The sequence below is a fragment of the Parageobacillus thermantarcticus genome, from assembly GCF_900111865.1.
GTDB lineage: Bacteria > Bacillota > Bacilli > Bacillales > Anoxybacillaceae > Parageobacillus > Parageobacillus thermantarcticus.
Genome location: NZ_FOJS01000001.1, coordinates 303,043 through 322,619, shown reverse-complemented (window position 1 = coordinate 322,619; position 19,577 = coordinate 303,043). Strand labels below are relative to the sequence as shown.

At 42.5% G+C, this 19,577-nt stretch carries 18 protein-coding genes and 1 other annotated feature; of the genes, 14 read left to right on the top strand and 4 right to left on the bottom strand.

Going from position 1 to position 19,577, the window contains the following annotated elements:
* The first annotated feature begins 64 nt into the window (after window positions 1-64).
* Window positions 65-287 (top strand) — a binding site (T-box leader).
* A 53-nt stretch (window positions 288-340) separates the two neighbouring features.
* A complete protein-coding gene (tyrS, locus tag BM278_RS01645) occupies window positions 341-1,600 on the top strand; it encodes a tyrosine--tRNA ligase (protein ID WP_090947656.1) in 1,260 nt (419 codons plus the stop codon).
* 146 nt (window positions 1,601-1,746) lie between these two features.
* On the opposite strand, the gene rpsD is transcribed toward tyrS, so the two are convergent.
* Window positions 1,747-2,349: a 30S ribosomal protein S4 gene (gene rpsD / locus BM278_RS01640; protein WP_090947655.1), complete on the bottom strand. Its 603-nt coding sequence runs from the start codon at window positions 2,347-2,349 to the stop codon at window positions 1,747-1,749.
* 339 nt (window positions 2,350-2,688) lie between these two features.
* On the opposite strand from rpsD, the gene BM278_RS01635 reads away from it, so the two are divergent.
* Window positions 2,689-4,566: a sensor domain-containing diguanylate cyclase gene (locus BM278_RS01635; RefSeq protein WP_090947654.1), complete on the top strand. Its 1,878-nt coding sequence runs from the start codon at window positions 2,689-2,691 to the stop codon at window positions 4,564-4,566.
* Between the two features lie 45 nt (window positions 4,567-4,611).
* On the opposite strand, the gene BM278_RS01630 is transcribed toward BM278_RS01635, so the two are convergent.
* A complete protein-coding gene (locus tag BM278_RS01630; RefSeq protein ID WP_090947653.1) occupies window positions 4,612-5,091 on the bottom strand; it encodes a GAF domain-containing protein in 480 nt (159 codons plus the stop codon).
* A 60-nt stretch (window positions 5,092-5,151) separates the two neighbouring features.
* Complete coding sequence (gene hisJ, locus BM278_RS01625) at window positions 5,152-5,955, bottom strand: histidinol-phosphatase HisJ (protein ID WP_090947652.1); 804 nt, start codon at window positions 5,953-5,955, stop codon at window positions 5,152-5,154.
* A gap of 194 nt (window positions 5,956-6,149) precedes the next feature.
* Here hisJ and ezrA point away from each other — a divergent pair, with 194 nt between their 5' ends.
* The 5 genes from ezrA (at window position 6,150) to mbcS (ending at window position 12,403) form a co-directional block, all read left to right on the top strand.
* Entirely contained in the window at window positions 6,150-7,853 is a 1,704-nt protein-coding gene (gene ezrA, locus BM278_RS01620; protein WP_090947651.1) for a septation ring formation regulator EzrA, read from the top strand.
* Between the two features lie 163 nt (window positions 7,854-8,016).
* Window positions 8,017-9,159 (top strand): cysteine desulfurase family protein, encoded by a 1,143-nt coding sequence (locus BM278_RS01615; protein WP_090947650.1) that lies wholly within the window; start codon window positions 8,017-8,019, stop codon window positions 9,157-9,159.
* A gap of 5 nt (window positions 9,160-9,164) precedes the next feature.
* Window positions 9,165-10,370 (top strand): tRNA uracil 4-sulfurtransferase ThiI, encoded by a 1,206-nt coding sequence (gene thiI / locus BM278_RS01610; protein ID WP_090947649.1) that lies wholly within the window; start codon window positions 9,165-9,167, stop codon window positions 10,368-10,370.
* A gap of 80 nt (window positions 10,371-10,450) precedes the next feature.
* Entirely contained in the window at window positions 10,451-10,660 is a 210-nt protein-coding gene (locus BM278_RS01605) for an alpha/beta-type small acid-soluble spore protein (RefSeq protein ID WP_090947648.1), read from the top strand.
* A gap of 150 nt (window positions 10,661-10,810) precedes the next feature.
* Entirely contained in the window at window positions 10,811-12,403 is a 1,593-nt protein-coding gene (gene mbcS / locus BM278_RS01600; RefSeq protein WP_090947647.1) for an acyl-CoA synthetase MbcS, read from the top strand.
* A gap of 271 nt (window positions 12,404-12,674) precedes the next feature.
* Here the strand turns inward: mbcS and BM278_RS01595 are convergent, their stop codons facing one another.
* Complete coding sequence (locus tag BM278_RS01595; protein WP_090947646.1) at window positions 12,675-13,478, bottom strand: NAD kinase; 804 nt, start codon at window positions 13,476-13,478, stop codon at window positions 12,675-12,677.
* 128 nt (window positions 13,479-13,606) lie between these two features.
* On the opposite strand from BM278_RS01595, the gene sppA reads away from it, so the two are divergent.
* The 7 genes from sppA to BM278_RS01560 all read left to right on the top strand — a co-directional run bounded on the left by sppA (window position 13,607) and on the right by BM278_RS01560 (window position 19,441).
* Window positions 13,607-14,617 carry a signal peptide peptidase SppA gene (gene sppA / locus BM278_RS01590; RefSeq protein WP_090947645.1) on the top strand — a complete coding sequence of 337 codons (1,011 nt, stop codon included), beginning with the start codon at window positions 13,607-13,609 and terminating at the stop codon, window positions 14,615-14,617.
* A gap of 13 nt (window positions 14,618-14,630) precedes the next feature.
* On the top strand, window positions 14,631-15,110 hold the full coding sequence (locus tag BM278_RS01585) for an RDD family protein (protein WP_090947644.1): 480 nt from the start codon (window positions 14,631-14,633) through the stop codon (window positions 15,108-15,110).
* A 71-nt stretch (window positions 15,111-15,181) separates the two neighbouring features.
* Window positions 15,182-15,865: a DUF2953 domain-containing protein gene (locus BM278_RS01580; RefSeq protein WP_425272954.1), complete on the top strand. Its 684-nt coding sequence runs from the start codon at window positions 15,182-15,184 to the stop codon at window positions 15,863-15,865.
* Window positions 15,866-15,877: 12 nt separating this feature from the next.
* A complete protein-coding gene (gene ytfJ / locus BM278_RS01575) occupies window positions 15,878-16,336 on the top strand; it encodes a GerW family sporulation protein (RefSeq protein WP_090947643.1) in 459 nt (152 codons plus the stop codon).
* A gap of 78 nt (window positions 16,337-16,414) precedes the next feature.
* The gene (gene tpx / locus BM278_RS01570; RefSeq protein ID WP_090947642.1) at window positions 16,415-16,915 is read left to right on the top strand and encodes a thiol peroxidase; all 501 of its coding nucleotides are present in this window, start codon (window positions 16,415-16,417) and stop codon (window positions 16,913-16,915) included.
* A 118-nt stretch (window positions 16,916-17,033) separates the two neighbouring features.
* Window positions 17,034-18,023 carry a class I SAM-dependent methyltransferase gene (locus BM278_RS01565; protein ID WP_090947641.1) on the top strand — a complete coding sequence of 330 codons (990 nt, stop codon included), beginning with the start codon at window positions 17,034-17,036 and terminating at the stop codon, window positions 18,021-18,023.
* Between the two features lie 227 nt (window positions 18,024-18,250).
* The gene (locus BM278_RS01560; protein ID WP_090947640.1) at window positions 18,251-19,441 is read left to right on the top strand and encodes an acetate kinase; all 1,191 of its coding nucleotides are present in this window, start codon (window positions 18,251-18,253) and stop codon (window positions 19,439-19,441) included.
* Window positions 19,442-19,577: the final 136 nt, after the last annotated feature.

Here is a 19,577-nt window from a genome sequence, read left to right as displayed (position 1 = left end):
TTCTTATTCGGTTTGACAAATGGATGTGAGTATGATAAAACCATTTATATCAAAAACGACATACATAAATGCGATGACAGGAACGAGTAGTGTTTATCTCCCTGTTTTCAGAGAGCTAGTGGCCGGTGCGAACTAGCACATAGATAAACACGAATTACCTCCTCGAGCAGCTTTTGCGAACGGATTGCCCAAGTAGCAAAAGACGGCGTTTGCCGTTATCGCAATGAAGTGAGAAAGCGCTATGCTTTCTAAGTAGGGTGGTACCGCGATTGTCATTCGTCCCTTCGATTTACAGGGACGTTTTTTTATTTGGAAAAAATAAAAAAGTGGGGTGGATGAAATGGACTTGTTGCAGGAACTCGAATGGCGCGGATTGATTAACCAAGTCACGGATAAGGAAGGGCTTCAGAAATTGCTGAATGAGGAAAAAGTGACGTTATATTCTGGGTTTGATCCAACGGCGGACAGCTTGCACATCGGGCATTTATTGCCGATTTTAACGCTGCGCCGCTTTCAGTTGGCTGGTCATCGCCCGATTGCGCTTGTCGGCGGCGCGACTGGGTTAATCGGAGACCCAAGCGGGAAAAAAAGCGAACGCACATTAAATCCGAAAGAAACGGTGCAACAATGGAGCGAACGCATTAAAGAACAATTGTCGAGATTTTTAGATTTTGACGCGAAAGACAATCCGGCGAAAATCGCCAACAACTATGACTGGATTGGTTCTTTAGATGTTATTTCGTTTTTGCGCGACGTTGGAAAACATTTTGGAATAAACTACATGCTTGCGAAGGAATCGGTGCAATCGCGCATCGAGACAGGTATTTCGTTTACGGAATTTAGCTATATGATTTTACAAGCATTGGACTTTTTAAAGTTGTACCAAAATGAACAATGCCGTTTGCAAATTGGTGGAAGCGACCAATGGGGAAATATCACAGCTGGATTAGAGTTAATTCGAAAAACGGAAGGGGATGCAAAAGCGTTTGGGTTAACCGTTCCGCTTGTGACAAAAGCGGATGGAACAAAATTCGGGAAAACAGAGAGCGGGGCCGTTTGGCTTGATAAAGAAAAGACGTCTCCATATGAGTTTTACCAATTTTGGATTAATACAGATGACCGCGATGTCATTAAATATTTAAAATACTTTACGTTCTTGTCAAAAGAAGAAATTGAGGAGTTGGAAAAACAATTGCAGAAAGCTCCGGAACAGCGGGCGGCGCAAAAAGCGCTAGCGGAAGAAATGACAAAGCTCGTCCATGGAGAAGACGCCTTGAAGCAGGCCGTTCGCATTTCGGAGGCGCTTTTTAGCGGAAGCGTGTCGCAGTTGACGGCCGAGGAAATTGAACAAGGGTTTAAAGACGTACCTTCTTTTGAATATGAAGGGGAGGAAGTTCCGCTAGTAGAACTCCTTGTTATGGCAAAGATTGTGCCATCAAAGCGGCAGGCGCGCGAAGATATTGCCAACGGAGCGATTTACATCAACGGAGAGCGCATGCAAGACGTCAACGCGATCATCACCAAAGCAAATCGCATCGAAGGGCGCTTTACCATTATCCGCCGCGGAAAGAAAAAATATTATTTAATTCGCTACAAATAAAAACCCGGGAAAACCGGGTTTTTTATTTGGAGAAGAAAAGGAAATCCAGTGGCAAAACAGAATAATATTAAATAGCGCCGAAACTTCGCACGTAGATCGAGTTGTAAAAAAATCCCTTCAGAACCATATCTGAAGGGATGTGTGCATTAACGAGAGTAGAACTCAACGATTAACGATTCATTAATCTCAGCTGGCAATTCGGAACGTTCAGGTAAACGAGTATACGTCCCTTCCAGTTTATCCGCATCCAATGTTAAATAATCTGGCACGAAGTTATTTAATTCCAACGCTTCTTTAATCACTTGAAGGTTGCGAGATTTTTCGCGAACCGAAATCGTTTGACCAGGTTTGACGCGGTAAGACGGAATGTTGACACGGTTTCCGTCAACTAAAATATGACCATGTGTTACAAGCTGGCGAGCTTGACGGCGAGTGCGCGCAAAGCCTAAACGGTAAACAAGGTTATCTAAACGAGATTCTAAAAGAATCATGAAGTTTTCCCCGTGTTTACCAGGCATTTTGCCAGCTTCCTCAAACGTTTTGCGGAATTGGCGTTCGTTTACTCCGTACATATGGCGAAGTTTTTGTTTTTCTTGCAATTGCAGACCATATTCCGAAAGTTTTCTGCGTTGACCTGGACCGTGCTGACCCGGCGGATAAGGACGCTTTTGCAACTCTTTGCCTGTACCGCTTAAGGAGATCCCTAGGCGGCGAGAAAGTTTCCACATTGGACCTGTATAACGAGCCATTTACTGCTCCTCCTTTTGCTTTTATTCGGGTAAAATAAAAGCAGACGTGCGTCAACAATTATGGCCATTTTGTTTTCATGTATCCTCGCTCTAGCAGCTAAGAGTTACACGATACACCTCATCATAGTCAGATGAGGAACAAAATGAACCATAAAGGTGAGCACTAAGGCTGCTATATTTTACACAAAGGGTATTATATGATTTTTATAGGGCAAAGTCAATATTTTATTTTCCTTGTTTCCAAATCATATGATATAATATAAGATGTAATTTTTTGAAAAGTTTCGCATATACTCCATTCTAATTGGAATGAGAATATTTGTTTAGGTGAAAAGGGCTATGAAATTGGAAGAGGAAAAAATGTATAGGGCCTTTAAGCAAAAGTTTTTCCATTGGTTTTTACAATATGACGATTATGAAAATTTCTCAAATGTAATAGCGGAGTTGCTTCTATTACTGAAAGAGGAGTTGATGTTAAAACAAGTTACTTTTTTTGTTTTTGATCCTTTGAATAAGGTGTTTTATCGAGAAGCAACGACGAATGAAGAAGAAAACGCATCACCCCTCCGTCATCCTGTTCCGCCTGACGATATAGCTGCAGTGATGGACGACGAGCAACAAGCGATACGGATTGATCAAGATGATAAGCACGTAACCGCCCAAATTTTCCTTCACCTTTCCGAAGAATCGTTCGGAATGTTACAGCTTATGTATGATGATCGTCATTTATTTAGCGAGCAGCTGTTAAAGAATATCAAACATGATTTTTCAGAACTTTTTCGGAAAATCAAAATGATTTCACAAGGGCTTAGTGACGAAAAACGCTACGAGCAGCTTCATCGGTTTGCCGCGAAAATTCATTCGTCGATGAAAATTGATGACGTGCTAGAAGAAATTATTAACACTCTAAAGCAAGTATACCCGTCATTCACGTACTATTTGTTTTTATCGCATGATAATCAATATCACGAATATTTACCAATTAAAACGCTCGTTTTTGATGAAAGCGAAGAAAATATGGCAGCGATGCAAGCGTTTTTGACGGGGAGAATTCAGCTTGAAGACTCGATTTCGCAGCGTCGTTCCATTTTGTATGCGCCGATTAAAGGAGCACAGGGAGTTTACGGCGTGATTGAGATCATCGCCCCCCACATTATGGAATTTCCTAAGAAAGAAGTAAACTTTATCTCTTTGTTGGCCAATACGGCAGGAAGCGCGTTAGAAAATGCGAAGTTGTATGAGCAGTCTCGTCGGCTCGTTGCGGATTTGCAACTGATTACGGAAACGATGCACCAATTGAATGCCAATTTGCGTCTTCAAGACGCGATCGAATTTATGGTAAAGCAAATTAAACAATCGTTTTGCGCCGATGAAGTCGGTTTTTTCTGGTTTGAAGGTGGAAAGCGGAAACTGCTGCCTGGAAGTACTCCGTTTTTTCAATCGCGTCAATCGAAAAAGTATATTGAATTTGTGGAAAAGAAAATTAAAACGGAAAAAGACATCGCGTTCGTTGGAGATACAAGAATTCACGATTCTCTTGCCGTTTCCGACTATCGCTCTTTAATGGCCGCTCCTATGGTGCAAAATGGAGAACTGAGAGGGGTTTCGATTGTTTTGCACCGCGAGCCGTACCATTTCACGTTTGAAATGTTTAAGCTACTGCAGTCGCTCATTCAACATTCCACCCTTGTGTTTACAAATGCCATGCTGAGGGAAGAACTTGAAAAGCTCGTTATTACGGATTATTTGACGAAGCTGTATTCCCGCCACTATTTAGATGAGCAAATCAAAAAATCGATGATTCATGATGCGTTTGGAACGTTTATTTTAGTGGATATTGACAACTTTAAACAAGTAAATGATACATATGGCCATCAAATGGGAGATGATGTACTTGTTCAAGTTGCCAATATCATTCGCGACAATATTCGTGCCGACGACATTGGTGCACGTTGGGGCGGGGAAGAGCTCGCGATTTACTTGCCGAAAGTCTCATTAGCCGCAGGAATTTCGATCGCGCGCCGTCTTTCAGAAAAAGTAAGAGAAAAAACGCACCCACCTGTAACGATTTCATGCGGCATTTCGTATTGGAAAAAAAATCATTCGGAAGAAGCGAAAGATTTATTTAAACGTGCTGATGAAGCGCTTTATATGGCGAAAAGGGCAGGAAAAAATTGCATCTTTGTAAAAGACTATTCCCGTCAATATAAAGCATAAAAAGGAATCCGTTCATGCGGATTCCTTTCTTCTCGCACACGTCTGCTATAATGTCGCTACGATGGTGTCGACGAATTTCTCTAAATATTTTTGATCCGTTTCATCAAAGCGATTTTTAACAGGGCTATCAATGTCTAGCACGCCGATGACATTTCCGCCTTTTATCATTGGCACGACGATTTCCGACTGGGATGCGGCATCGCATGCAATATGGCCTGGGAAAAGATGGACATCGGGAACGATGATTGTTTTTTTGTGTTTCGCCGCGGTGCCGCATACGCCTTTGCCAAACGGAATGCGTACACAGGCGGGGAGCCCTTGAAACGGTCCTAACACAAGCTCATCGTTTTCCGTTAAATAGAATCCGACCCAATTGATTTGTTCGAGAAATTGATTCAATAAAGCCGAAGCATTGGCTAAATTGGCGATAAAGTTCGATTCCCCTTCGATTAGCGCGCGTAGCTGTTGGATGACAAGTTCGTAATTTTCTTCGCGCGTTCCGTTATAAGTGACAGTATGGAACAATGTGATTCACGCCTCCTTTTGTTCATATGGAGATAATTTTATGAGGGCTATGGAAACTTGTCAAACGAAAATCGCTTCTTTTAGCATAACGTCTGTGCCTTGGTGCAAATCGTTTGCACAGTGTGCGTCTGAACCATATACAATGCGGATGTTTCGCTTCATTGCCTCGCGGATCACCCAATTTGGAGGATATGGCTGCAAACAAAGCGGTTTTCTAGCGCCGGCTCCATTATAGTCCAGTTCATAATCATATAGCTTCATCTCATCGAGAATGCGCAATAACGATTCCGTCATTGGAACTGGGCACGGAAAACGCTTTTGAAATTTATGAATGAGTGTAATATGGCCGATGCGCTTCGGTTTATACGGACCAAGGTTGGCACGAATCGATTGCAAAACGGCGTCGTAATAAGCTTTATACACGTTTTCGACCGAGCCGAATAATGTGACGATATTAGCGAACATTTCCGGGCTGTAATCGATGCAAACATACTGTCCTTTACATGGAAGAAAATGAACGGATAAAATACTGTCATCTAACAACGGTCCGACGTCTTCCAAAAGCCGCGCTGTTTTTTCTTCAAAACCAAGAATAAAATCGACTTCCAGGCCGATGTGAATGACAATGTCATTTTGATAGCGCGCTTTTAAATCGGTTATCGATGCTAGATATTTGTCGAGTTGTTCGTGGCGCATCGCGCTGTCTTTGTATGGAGTTGGATCGACAAACCCTTCCGGAAGAGGGGCGTGTTCTGTAAAAGAAATTTCCTTGTATCCAAGCGTAATTGCTCGTTCCACGTATTGTTCGAGAGAATCGTTGCTTCCGTGCGGACAAAACGGTGTATGTACGTGGCCATCCCGCAAAACGCATCACTCCTTTTGCATGTGATAATAAGAAAATTGAAGATTTCTGTGAAAAAAATAAAAAATATGGCCAAAAAACGTCGTTAACATGGTATCATAAAAACATTGAAAAAACATTATGTAAATAAGATTGCCTTCTCAATGAACCTCATTTTTTATTGTGACTAACTCGGGTGCAAGGGGGCTATTTTTTGATGGAAATCGCAGTTATCGTGCTACTCCTTCTTGGCGGAGTAATGATATATAATCACGTGTATCGAAAAAAAATGTATGGCGAAATTGATCGATTGGAAGCATGGAAAATTTCGATTATGAATCGGCCGGTGCCCGATGAGCTTTCGAAAGTAAAGCAATTGAATATGACGGGAGAAACGGAGCAATTGTTTGAGAAGTGGCGGCAAAAGTGGGACGACCTTGTGGCTGTTCAGTTGCCCAACGTCGAAGAAAAATTATTCGACGTAGAAGAATTGCTTGATAAATACCGTTATGCGAAAGCAAAAGCGGTGTTGCGCGAAGTTGACCAGCTATTGCGCCAAGCGGAAGGAGAAGTTCAGCTTATTATTGATGAAGTGCATGAATTGATCGGCAGCGAGGAGCAAAACCGCACGGAAATAGAAGAGTTAAGAACGACGTATCGCGATGCGAAAAAAACGCTTTTGGCTTATCGGTACACGTTTGGAGTGGCGGCAGCCAAACTGGACGAAAAGTTGGATGAAATGGAATCGAAATTTCAAGATTTCGAAAATTTAACAGCGTCAGGAAATTATTTAGCGGCGCGGGAAGTCGTTCTTTCGTTAAAAGAAGAGCTAAATGAAGTGACGGTAATGATGAATGAGATCCCGGAATTGCTGACAGAGTGTCAAACGGCGATTCCAGCCCAGCTGGAAGAGCTTTTGGATGGGTATAGGGAAATGAAGCAGGAAGGCTACATCCTCGATCATTTGCAAATCGAGCGAGAAATAGCGGAAAAGCGGGAAAAAATCGAACAGTGTATGCAAATGATTCGTGATTTGCGAATCGAAGAAGCAAAACAAGGGGTTGCTGAAATCAAAGAAGAAATTGATACGCTATATGATTTATTGGAAAAAGAAGTAACTTCCCATCACTACATAAAAACGGAAATGTCTCGTATCGCCGAAATGTTGAACGAGTTAAATGAAGAAGCGAAAGAAACAAGCGAAGAAACGCTGTTTGTGCAACAAAGCTACCAGTTATCGACAAAAGATCTGGAAAAATACCGCAGCATTGAAAAGCAAATTCATCAGTTAATGAAGCGATTTGAAATTATTCAAGCGCGCGTGTTAGAAGCGAAAACCGCCCATTCGCTGTTAAAGGAAGAATTGGAGCAGCTGTTGACACAAATCGAAATGATGAAAGAGGAACATGAACAGTTTCGCGAGACGCTGCAAACGCTGCGAAAAGATGAACTGGTTGCTCGCGAAAAGCTGGATATGATGAAGAAAAAGTTGTCTGAAGCGCTGCGGCTTGTGCAAAAAAGCCGGCTGCCGGGGCTTCCAAAATCGTATGAATTACAATTATCAGAAGCGAAAGATAGTTTAATGAAAGTCGCGCTGCGTTTAGAGGAAAAGCCGCTTAATATTCCCGCTGTGAATCAGGCGTTGGAAGAAGCGGAAACAGCTGTTCAGCGCATATATGAGCGGACGGTAGCAATGATTGAACAAGCGTCGCTTGTTGAAAAAGTAATTCAATATGGGAACCGATACCGTCGTCGTTATCCGAACGTAAAAGAAGGATTGGAAGAAGCCGAGTTTCTGTTTCGCCATTACGATTACGAACAGGCGCTGGAGCAAGCGGTAGCGGCTTTGGAAAAAGTGGAACCTGGCGCGCTTCAACGCGTTCAGCAAATATTTCATGAAGAACGTTCCAAGGAAGAATAAACGATTCGCCAAACCGATAAATATCGTTGGGATATAATAGATATTTATCGGTTTTTTTGCGAATAATGTAAGTATAATATGTTTCGGTTGATGTTCCGTTCATTTCTTTATTATTATATTTACTAGCGTATGATTTGTTAAAGATAAGCGGAGGATGGACATAATGATTTATTTAGATAATAGCGCAACAACAAAACCGTTTCCTGAAGTAGTCGATTCGTTTGTCACGGTGGCGACAAAATATTTTGGCAATCCGTCCTCTCTTCATGAATTAGGAATGAAAGCGGAGCGGCTGTTAACGCAAGCTCGTGAGCAAATTGCCGCGGCATTAGGGGTAAAACCAAATGAAATTATTTTTACATCTGGAGGAACGGAAGCGAATAATTTTGCGATAAAAGGAGTTGCGTTGCAGTATCGCCATCGCGGCAACCATATTATCACAACGGCGATTGAGCATCCATCCGTATCGGAGCCTTGCCAACAATTAGAACAATTAGGATTTGAAGTGACATATTTACCGGTGAACGAAAATGGTATCGTTACCGTCGAGGAAGTAAAAAAGGCGCTGCGTGATGATACGATACTCGTCTCGATCATGCACGTCAATAACGAAGTTGGCTCCATTCAGCCTGTCGAAGAGATCGGGGCGTTGCTAGCTCGTTATCCGAAAACGATTTTTCATGTCGATCGTGTACAAGGGATTAGCAAAGTGCCGCTCGATATGAAAAAAGCGCGTATTGATTTATGCACGATGTCGGCACATAAGTTTCATGGATTGCGCGGCGCAGGGATTTTATACGTTCGTCAAGGAATCCAGCTTTCGCCATTGCTTGCCGGCGGAGGGCAGGAAATGCAGTTCCGTTCCGGAACGGAAAATGTTCCGGCGATTGTGGCGATGGCAAAAGCGTTGCGGATGTCACTGGAAAAATATGATAAACAAATCGATTATTTGCTTGAAGTCAAGCAGGCGTGGTTCAATGAATTAAAAACGATTCCTTCTATTCAAATCAATACGCCGTTTGCGGATTCGGCGCCGCATATTATTAACTTTTCGCTAAATGGCATTAAACCGGAAGTATTTGTTCACGAATTGGAAAAACGCGATATTTTTGTTTCTACTACATCGGCGTGTTCGTCGAAAAAGAAAACGCCAAGCAAAACATTGTTGGCGATGGGAGCGGATGACAAGCGGGCGGAAAGCGGCATTCGCATCAGCCTTTCTTTTGAAAATACGCTCGAAGAAATCCCAACTGCCATCGCCGCAATGAAAGAGGCTATCGAAAAATTAAGAGAGGTAACGAGGTAAACACTATGAAGTATGATCGTATTTTAATTCGCTATGGAGAAATGACGACAAAAGGGCGAAATCGGAACTTGTTTGTCCGCCGTTTAAAAGATAATGTCGCCGAAAAACTGCAGGCGTTTCCAAATATTAAAATTGAATATATGCGTGACCGCATGTACGTTTTACTAAACGGGGAACCGCATGAACCAATTATTGACAAATTAAAAACAGTATTTGGCATTCATTCGTTTAGTTTGGCGATGAAGTGCAATAATGAATTGAATGAAATAAAAGAAACCGCGTTGGCGGCTGTCCAACAGCTTGCACATGAAGGAAAAACGTTTAAAGTGAGCGCACGGAGAGTAGATAAGCAATTTCCATATGGAAGCAATGAGTTAAATCATGAAATTGGTGCTCATATTTTGCGAAATACAGACAGATTGACGGTAAACGTACACGAACCTGATATCAACGTCCGTGTGGAAGTTCGCAAAGATGGCACATATGTAACATGTCGCGATATTCCGGGCCCCGGTGGGTTGCCGGTGGGAACGAGCGGCAAAGCGATGCTTATGCTTTCTGGTGGAATTGACAGCCCGGTTGCTGGATATTTGGCAATGAAGCGCGGATTGGAGATCGAAGCGGTTCACTTTTTCAGCCCGCCGTTTACAAGCGAACGGGCGAAACAGAAAGTAGTTGATTTAGTGAAAAAATTAACCATGTACGGAGGAACAATAAAGCTCCACATTGTTCCGTTTACGGAAGTGCAACAAACTATTTATAAACATGTGCCAAACGAATATTCGCTTATTTCGACGAGAAGAGCGATGTTAAAAATCACCGATGCGTTGCGCCAGCGTCATCGCGCGCTTGCGATTGTGACAGGAGAAAGCCTTGGCCAAGTCGCCAGCCAAACGCTAGAAAGCATGTTTGTCATTAATGATGTCACGACAACACCGATTTTGCGGCCGCTTGTGTCGATGGATAAAACAGAAATTATTGCGATCGCGAAGAAAATCGATACGCACGACATTTCGATTTTGCCGTATGAAGATTGCTGCACGATTTTTACGCCAAGATCGCCAAAAACGAAACCAAAAAAAGAAAAAGTGGTTCATTATGAAAGTTTTGTCGATTTGCAGCCATTAATAGAGAAGGCGGTTGCGAATACGGAAACAATGGTGATTGATGAAAACTTCGCGGCAGAAGATGGGTTTGAACAGTTATTCTAAATCTCAAAATTTACCAAAATTATCAGCGCATGAAGCCATATGTTTTCACGCATTCTATAGATACAAGGAGGTGAAAACATATGGCACGTAATAACAACAGGAACCAATTGCTTGTTCCGGGTGCACAACAAGCCCTTGAACAAATGAAATACGAAATTGCTCAAGAATTTGGCGTGAAATTAGGCGCTGACACTACTTCTCGCGCTAACGGTTCGGTTGGCGGTGAGATTACAAAACGCCTTGTTGCTATGGCGCAACAACAATTAGGCGGTACACAACAAACATTTTAATTGAATATATATGGCTACAGAGGCGGGGTTTTCCCGCCTTTTACTTTTTTTAAAAAATATTCAAAATATAAAAATTATTTTGTATAATATGGATAGCTAGCAATGAATAGCACGTTCTTAATTAATATTGATTAAGGGGAGTTGGAGAAAATGAAGCGGGAAGATTTAATCGCTCCTGAACGCTATAATTTGACGTCGGAAATCGAAAAGCACGCGTTGGCTAATCCGAATAAAATCGCGTTGAAATGGGAAAGTGAACAAGGAGAAACGCGAGAGATTACATACGGTGATTTAATCAAACGTGCGAATCAGATTGGAAACGCTTTATTAAAGCAAGGGCTTGAAAAAGGCGATAAAGTGCTTGTCATGGTTCCTCGCTTAATTGAAGCGTATGAAGTATATTTAGGAGCGTTAAAAGCAGGGCTTGTAGTGATTCCAAGTTCGGAAATGCTGCGGACGAAAGATTTGCAATACCGCATTTCCCACAGCGAAGCAAAAGCGGTCATCGCGTATGAGCCGTATGTGGATCAATTTGCGCCGATTGAAGGCATTGATGATATTGTGAAATTTGTTGTCGGAAAGGCGAAACCGGGCGATTGGATCCATTTAGGGGAAGCAATGAAGGAGGAAAGCGATGAACTTGTCGCCGCGGACACATCCCGTGATGATATGGCGTTTTTATCGTATACCTCGGGAACGACCGGAAATCCGAAAGGGGTTGTTCATTCGCACGGATGGGCGTATGCGCATTTGCGCATCGCCGCGAAAAATTGGTTATGCATTGAAGAAAATGATCTCGTCTGGGCAACCGCTGGTCCAGGATGGCAAAAATGGATTTGGAGCCCGTTTTTATCGACGCTCGGTTCTGGTGCGACGGGGTTTGTCTATTATGGCCGGTTTGATCCGGAAAAATATTTGCAGCTTTTAAGCAAGTACGAAGTAAATGTGCTTTGCTGCACGCCGACGGAGTATCGGCTGATGGCGAAAGTGCCGAACATCGGTGATTATAAGCTCCCGCATCTTCATAGTGCCGTATCTGCCGGAGAGCCGCTGAACCGTGAAGTGATTGACACGTTTGAAAAATATTTTAACATTCAAGTGCGCGACGGATATGGGCAAACGGAAAACACGCTGCTTGTCGGCGTCATGAAAGGAATGAAGATCAAACCAGGTTCCATGGGCAAGCCGACGCCGGGAAATCGCGTTGAGATTATTAACGAAAACGGCGAACCGTGCGCTGTCGGCGAAGTTGGCGATATCGCCGTCCACGTTGAAACTCCGACGTTATTTAAGTATTACTACAAAGATCCAGAAAGAACGGCGATGCAATTCCGGGGCGATTATTATATTACAGGGGATAAAGCGAAAAAAGATGAGGACGGATATTTCTGGTTTGAAGGGAGAGGCGATGACATTATCATTAGTTCCGGTTATACAATCGGACCGTTTGAAGTAGAAGACGCCCTTGTCAAACATCCTGCTGTAAAAGAATGCGCTGTCGTCGCCAGTCCAGATGAAGTACGTGGCCATGTTGTAAAAGCGTTCGTCGTTCTTCGCGAAGGAGTAGATAAAAATGATCCGACGTTGATTCCAAAGCTGCAGGAGCATGTGAAACAGCTTACCGCACCGTATAAGTATCCGCGCAAAATTGAATTTGTCGACGATTTGCCGAAAACGGCATCGGGAAAAATCCGCCGTGTCGAACTGCGCGAACGCGAAATGCGCCTTGCCAAGCATCAATAAAAAATGGGGCTGTTTCCATTCGAAACAGCCCCTTTCTTTTGCTTCGGAAAAAAATTTTTACGGCATTGTAAATGGCTAAATGTTTCAATCATAGCTTTAGAAGAACATTCGCATTTGCGGCAATTCCATCGTTTCGATCAAATCCAAATTATTGTGTAAAATTCCATTGCCAGTACAATAGACTTGGATTACGGGAAAATAAAATCCTTTTTACCGTTTTGTTTTTACACAATTTCGCGGACTTGATCGCCGTTTCCGCTTTCCTACAATCCTACAAAAACGTTCTCTTTACTTTATCCCAGAAAGAATTGTCTTTTAAACGGACGGTTTTGATCACCCTGTCGCTTAAGACAATATCGATTTTTTCGATATGTTGAATGCTTAATGCCTCATTATCTAAGCCAATGATCGGAAAATGGCTTGTTTCCTCGGACATTTTTAATGTTAGTTTTCGCTGCCCGCTTAAAATAAATGATGAACCGAGCGTCCGGTAGCGGTTATTATTGAGGGAAGCGAGCTCGCTTACTTGAAAGCAAGGAAGAAGCGGGTCAACGACTGCGCCATTGACTGATTTATTATACGCCGTACTTCCCGTCGGGGTCGAAACGATGATTCCGTCACCGCGGAATGTTTCAAAATGCAAATCATCGATAAACACGTCCATCGCCAACGTTTTAATAATTTGTGAGCGAATGGAACATTCATTTAAGCAGAAAAATGAAGCGGCGTCATCGATAGTAACTTGAATAATCGGGTATTTTCTTACTTCTAGCTGCAAATTTTTTGTCGCCTCTACCATGTGATCGATATCATCGATTTGAAAGTCACAGTAAAATCCGCGCGACGGAAGTGTAGAAATGCCGACATATAAGCAGTCATTGCGGAACCCTGTTTGCCGCACCGCTTGCAAAAACGCACCATCGTCCCCAATACTGACGATGATATTGGCTTCTCGATGGTCATCGACGATGATAAACGGTCCTTGTTTCGCGAGCGCGATCAGTGGCTCTACTCGTTTGACATGCTGTTCGTCATGCTTATAAAAAAAATATAGATGATTGCGAGAAACTGCCATCGGGAATCCTCCTATTGTCATATTTTAGTGAACCTGTAATTATGGTACAATAAATAAAGTATACATATTTAGTGTAACACTTTTACACGAAACCTAAAAATAACCGTTTTTATAGGGGGAAAGAAACGATGAACCGAAAGCGCTGGATAGCGTTGTCTATTGCGGCTGTACTATTTATTATTTCAGTATTAGTCAATGTCATTACGACAATGGTGACAAATGATGCTGAAAAGTGGACGGAAAACTGGCTTGCGCTAGCGGAACAAGAGTTTAGTGAAGAAGTGCTTGAAGATGGCGATCAATCTCAAAAAATCGTTGTTCTTGAAGTAAACGGGGTCATTCAAGATGTTGGCGATGCTGGGGCGCTGTTTACCGCGTCAGGATATGATCATCAATCATTTTTACGAATGATTGAACAGGCGAAAAATGATGATGCGGTGAAGGCGATCGTTTTGCGCGTCAACTCACCGGGTGGCGGTGTCGTGGAAAGCGCGGAAATTCACGATCAACTGCTTAAGTTAAAGAAAGAAACGAAAAAACCGATTTATGTTTCCATGGGGGCGATGGCGGCCTCTGGAGGATACTACATTTCAACGGCAGCCGATAAAATTTTCGCAAGCCCGGAGACGCTGACCGGATCGTTAGGAGTAATTATGCAAAGTTTAAATTATGAGGGGCTTGCTAAAAAATATGGCGTGGAGCTTGTTACGATTAAAAGCGGGCCGTATAAAGATATTATGAACCCGACAAGAAAGATGACGGAAGAAGAAAAAGAAATATTGCAGCGATTAATCCATAATTCTTATGAAGGGTTTGTCAAAGTAATTTCGGAAGGTAGACACCTTCCGGAAAACGAAGTGCGCAAAATAGCGGATGGCCGAATTTATGACGGCCGCCAAGCGAAGCAGTTAAAGCTGATCGATGAGTTCGGCTATTTAGACGACACGATTGCCGCGATAAAAAAAGACTACGATTTGGCCGATGCGCAAGTCGTGAAATATACGAATGACTTTTCGTTCGGTTCTTTATTTAAAATGGGGCTAAATCGGACTGTAGCGCCAAAGCATGAAGCGACCGAATTAATCAAATTGCTCTCTAAACCTTCGTCGCCACGCTTAATGTATTTATATGCTGAATAAAGGAAGTGAAACAATGACTGGAGAGTATTTGTCCATTCCAGCAGAGACAAGAAACGAAACTTGCGCCAATGCGTCTATGCATGTGCGCTATGCCGGGTTTTGGATGCGCTTTTGGGCATATTTGCTCGATTTGCTTGTTGTCGGCAGCATCAACCGCCTGCTTGTGTTTCCGCTTTTTCATCTGCTCGATATTTCGGTCGAGCGGACGAGCATGTTCGCGCCGGCGACAATTGCTACAACCGTGATATTTTACGCGTATTTTGTATTGATGACGAAGTTTTTTCAACAAACGTTAGGAAAAATGGTGTTTGGGATGAAAGTGATCGATGAGTCAGGAAAGCCGTTGACATGGACGACAGTATTGTTTCGTGAAGTGATCGGAAAATTTATCGCAAAAACAATTTTATTTATCGGATTTCTTTTTGTCGCTTTTTCCGAAAAGAAAAAAGGGATGCACGACCAGTTCGCTGATACGCTCGTCATTTACGAATAAACCTGCCATATTGGCAGGTTTATTTTTTTTGGTATATGGCGACAATAGCATGATGAAAGGGAGTGCTGAGGTTGAAACTGGTCGTTTGTATCGTTGTCCTGTTTTTTTTCTTACTTTTTTTGGTATCGATGATGAAATTGTCGATTACGATTTTTTTTCAACACGCACAAGATGATGATGAATGGAAAATTACGTTTCAAACGTTATTTGGAATGATTCGTTATACGATACATATACCGCTTGTAAAAATAGATAAAGAGTCTCCGGGCGTTGTCATTGCCCATAAAGAAACAATAGAAGCTATTTCGAAAGGCATGATGAAGCGAAGCAAGTATACGCCGAAGGAAATGATGGATAATTTTCAGAAAGCAAAGGAGTTTGCCAAGCATGTCGTACGGCTGAATGAAATTATAAAAAAATTTCTTGGACATATATCGATCACAAAATTCGAATGGCAGACGAAAATCGGAACAGGGAATGCAGCGACGACAGGGATGATTGTCGGGTTAGGATGGTCGTTGAAATACAGTTTGCTCGCGTTTTTCAGCAAATATATGAAACTAAAAACATCCCCTTTTTTTATGATTACTCCATCTTTTCATGAAGCTGCTTCCGAAACAAAATTCGTATGTATGATTCATTTTCGAATCGGGCATGCTATGTTAGCAGGAATACGAATGGTGAAATATTGGCGTGGCAATCGTTTTCCGAAAAGAAACACGTTTGTCACCAAGAATGCAAATGAAAGCTACTAGGAGGAATCTCGCATGAACAATCATCCAATTCAAGGGTTGATGACAACTGCGATGGAAAATTTAAAACAAATGATCGATGTCAATACGATCATTGGAGATCCGGTGGAAACACCGGATGGGAGCGTGATTTTAACGGTTTCCAAAGTAGGGTTTGGATTTGCCGCGGGCGGCAGTGAATTTATGATGGATGGTAACAAAAACGGCGTCAGCCAGCAACAGGCGTCTAACCAGACGCAGACGAGCGAGCATCCGTTTGGCGGTGGAAGCGGCGGCGGTGTTTCGATTACCCCAATCGCTTTTTTGGTTGTCAACTCTTCGGGAGTAAAGTTGCTTCATCTTGACGAAAGCACTCATTTATATGAAAAAATTCTCGACGTAGCACCGGAAGCGATTGAAAAAATACAAACAATGTTGAAGAAAAATAAAAATGACTCGCCACCATCAACACAAAAACAAGATTTTAACATTTAAATTAGTGGAAATCATTGCAATTTTTTGGTGTTCCCTTTATGATGACAATAGTAACATTAATTTCAAGGGGGAAAACCAATGGCACAAGTGACATTTAAAGGAAAACCGGTAACATTAGTCGGCAACGAAGTAAAGGTGGGGGACAAAGCTCCTGATTTTAAAGTGCTGGCTAACGATTTATCGGAAGTCACGCTCGCTGATACGAAAGGGCATGTTCGCTTAATCAGCGTCGTTCCGTCTTTGGATACGGGCGTTTGCGATGCACAAACACGCCGGTTTAATGAAGAAGCGGCGAAATTGGATAACGTAAAAGTATTGACGATCAGCGTTGATTTGCCGTTTGCGCAAAAACGCTGGTGCGGTGCTGCGGGTGTGGAAAACGTACAAGTCCTTTCTGACCATCGCGATGTTTCGTTTGGGCAAGCGTACGGCGTACTTATTAAAGAATTGCGTTTATTGGCGCGCGCGGTGTTTGTCATTGACAGCAATGATACCGTAACATATGTAGAATATGTGCCGGAAGTGACAAATCATCCGAACTACGAAGCGGCAATCGAAGCGGCAAAAGCGGCGAAATAAATATTAATGAAAAGACCTCGATCGTTTCGAGGTCTTTTCATATGTTTAATATTCTTGCCATCATATCATGCCCGTCGTACAATAAACTATTGGACACTTACCGGAAAGGTGGAGAAACATGGCAACTCCAGTAGAACGTTTGTTTACGCTGTTTGATGAAACGGCGAAAATCTTGCAAGAGGAATTACAATGCACGTATTTAGAAGCGGTGGCGGAGACGGGAGAAAACGTGTTTCACGGCGACGTTCTTCAAAAAGAAGTGAGCGAAATAAATGCGCAGCGCTTGAAAAAACAATATAGCGACATTCAACTTGAGCGGTTTACGAACGAAGAAATACGAAAAGCGTTTCAGCTTGCGGTGTTAAAAGGGATGAAAGAATATACGCAGCCGCATCATCAAATGACTCCGGATGCGGTTAGTTTATTTATAAGCTATTTAGTCAATCAATTCACTCGCAAACATTTTGCCTTGACGATTCTTGATCCCGCCGTCGGCACAGCGAATTTGCTGACAACGGTGCTTAACCATCTTAAAGGAAAGCAAACGAAAAGTTACGGTGTGGAAATAGACGATGTATTAATCAAGCTGGCGTATGTGAACGCAAATTTACAAAAACACGAGATTCAGCTTTTTAATCAAGATGGTTTGCAGCCGCTATTTGTCGAACTTGCTGACGTAGTTGTTTGCGACTTGCCCGTCGGTTATTACCCGCATAAAGAAAACGCTTCTCGCTTTGTTTTAAAGGCGGAAGAAGGACATTCGTACGCCCATCATTTATTCATTGAACAAAGCTTATATTATACGAAAGAAGGCGGTTACTTATTTTTCTTAATTCCGAACACCCTATTTTCAAGCGATCAGGCGGCAAAATTGCATGAATTTATTAAAGAGTATGCGGTCATTCAAGGGCTGTTGCAGCTGCCGCTGTCGATGTTTAAAACAGAACGGGCGGCAAAAAGCATTTTTATTTTGCAAAAGAAAGGGGAAAACGTAAGAGCTCCGAAAAAAGCGCTCTTGGCGGAACTTCCGCGTTTCTCCAATAAACAAGCGATGCGGGCAATGATGCGAAAAATTGATGAATGGATCACGGAAGAAAAAGGAAAGTAAAACAGTTCCCGACGATGAGCGGGAACTATTTTTTATTTTCAAAAGATAGTAACTATTTCTATTTTCGAAAGATAAAAACATAAATTTGCAATCGATTACATTGCAGAATTTGCTTGAAAGAGATTGTGAACAATCATACAATGAAAAAGGTATAGTGAAATAGTGAAAAATTGAACAAAATAATGATAATGACAAAAGATGAATGATTAAGGGAGTTGTTTGGAAATATGGCGAAAATTTTAGCGATTAACGCCGGCAGTTCATCATTAAAGTTTCAATTATTTGAAATGCCAAGCGAAAAGGTTTTGACAAAAGGAATAGTGGAACGAATCGGTTTTGATGACGCCATTTTTACGATCACCGTCAATGGCGAGAAATTTCAAGAAGTCACAGCAGTTCCAAACCATGCAGTAGCCGTGAAAATGCTGCTCGACAGGCTCATGAGGCACAGCATTATTCGCTCGTTTGATGAAATTGACGGAATTGGTCACCGTGTTGTGCACGGCGGCGAAAAATTCAGTGATTCCGTACTCATCACAGATGAAGTATTAAAGCAAATCGAAGAAGTATCCGAACTTGCTCCCCTTCATAATCCAGCAAACATTACTGGCATTAAAGCGTTTCAAGAAGTGCTGCCGAATGTGCCTGCCGTGGCGGTATTTGATACGGCGTTTCATCAAACGATGCCAGAGCAGTCGTTTTTGTATAGCCTCCCATATGAATATTATACAAAATTCGGCATTCGCAAATACGGCTTCCATGGCACATCACATAAATATGTCACACAACGTGCCGCTGAATTGCTCGGCCGCCCGATTGAACATCTCCGCCTCATTTCTTGCCACCTCGGAAATGGAGCCAGCATCGCTGCAGTAGAAGGAGGAAAATCGATCGATACGTCCATGGGCTTTACGCCGCTCGCCGGCGTGGCGATGGGAACGCGTTCTGGAAACATTGATCCGGCGCTCATCCCTTATATTATGGAAAAGACGGGAATGACCGCTGAAGAAGTAGTCGAAGTATTAAATAAGAAAAGCGGAATGCTTGGCATTTCCGGCATTTCTAGCGACTTGCGCGATTTGGAAAAAGCAGCGGCGGAAGGACACGAACGCGCAGAATTGGCACTTGAAGTGTTTGCGAGCCGCATTCATAAATATATCGGTTCTTATGCGGCGCGCATGTGCGGGGTTGATGCGATTATTTTCACTGCTGGAATTGGTGAAAACAGTGAACTGATCCGTGCCAAAGTATTGCGCGGCCTCGAATTTATGGGGGTATACTGGGATCCTGCATTAAATAAAGTACGCGGCAAAGAAGCATTCATCAGCTATCCGCATTCGCCGGTAAAAGTGCTAGTCATCCCAACGAACGAAGAAGTCATGATCGCTCGGGACGTTGTCCGGTTGGCAAATTTATGAATTTTTATCTTAAATTTACAAATAGAAACTTAAACTTGTAACTAACGAAGACATGTTAAAGCAACCTTTTTCATATTCAAAATGGATATGAAAGGTTGCTTTTTTGTAAAAAACTTGTGCTGTTATGAACCGATAT

Coding starts and splice junctions, on each gene's coding strand:
- tyrS (WP_090947656.1), top strand. CDS start 341: ATGGACTTGTTGCAGGAACTCGAATGGCGCGGATTGATTAACCAAGTC.
- rpsD (WP_090947655.1), bottom strand. CDS start 2,349: ATGGCTCGTTATACAGGTCCAATGTGGAAACTTTCTCGCCGCCTAGGG.
- BM278_RS01635 (WP_090947654.1), top strand. CDS start 2,689: ATGAAATTGGAAGAGGAAAAAATGTATAGGGCCTTTAAGCAAAAGTTT.
- ezrA (WP_090947651.1), top strand. CDS start 6,150: ATGGAAATCGCAGTTATCGTGCTACTCCTTCTTGGCGGAGTAATGATA.
- BM278_RS01615 (WP_090947650.1), top strand. CDS start 8,017: ATGATTTATTTAGATAATAGCGCAACAACAAAACCGTTTCCTGAAGTA.
- thiI (WP_090947649.1), top strand. CDS start 9,165: ATGAAGTATGATCGTATTTTAATTCGCTATGGAGAAATGACGACAAAA.
- BM278_RS01605 (WP_090947648.1), top strand. CDS start 10,451: ATGGCACGTAATAACAACAGGAACCAATTGCTTGTTCCGGGTGCACAA.
- mbcS (WP_090947647.1), top strand. CDS start 10,811: ATGAAGCGGGAAGATTTAATCGCTCCTGAACGCTATAATTTGACGTCG.
- BM278_RS01595 (WP_090947646.1), bottom strand. CDS start 13,478: ATGGCAGTTTCTCGCAATCATCTATATTTTTTTTATAAGCATGACGAA.
- sppA (WP_090947645.1), top strand. CDS start 13,607: ATGAACCGAAAGCGCTGGATAGCGTTGTCTATTGCGGCTGTACTATTT.
- BM278_RS01585 (WP_090947644.1), top strand. CDS start 14,631: ATGACTGGAGAGTATTTGTCCATTCCAGCAGAGACAAGAAACGAAACT.
- ytfJ (WP_090947643.1), top strand. CDS start 15,878: ATGAACAATCATCCAATTCAAGGGTTGATGACAACTGCGATGGAAAAT.
- tpx (WP_090947642.1), top strand. CDS start 16,415: ATGGCACAAGTGACATTTAAAGGAAAACCGGTAACATTAGTCGGCAAC.
- BM278_RS01565 (WP_090947641.1), top strand. CDS start 17,034: ATGGCAACTCCAGTAGAACGTTTGTTTACGCTGTTTGATGAAACGGCG.
- BM278_RS01560 (WP_090947640.1), top strand. CDS start 18,251: ATGGCGAAAATTTTAGCGATTAACGCCGGCAGTTCATCATTAAAGTTT.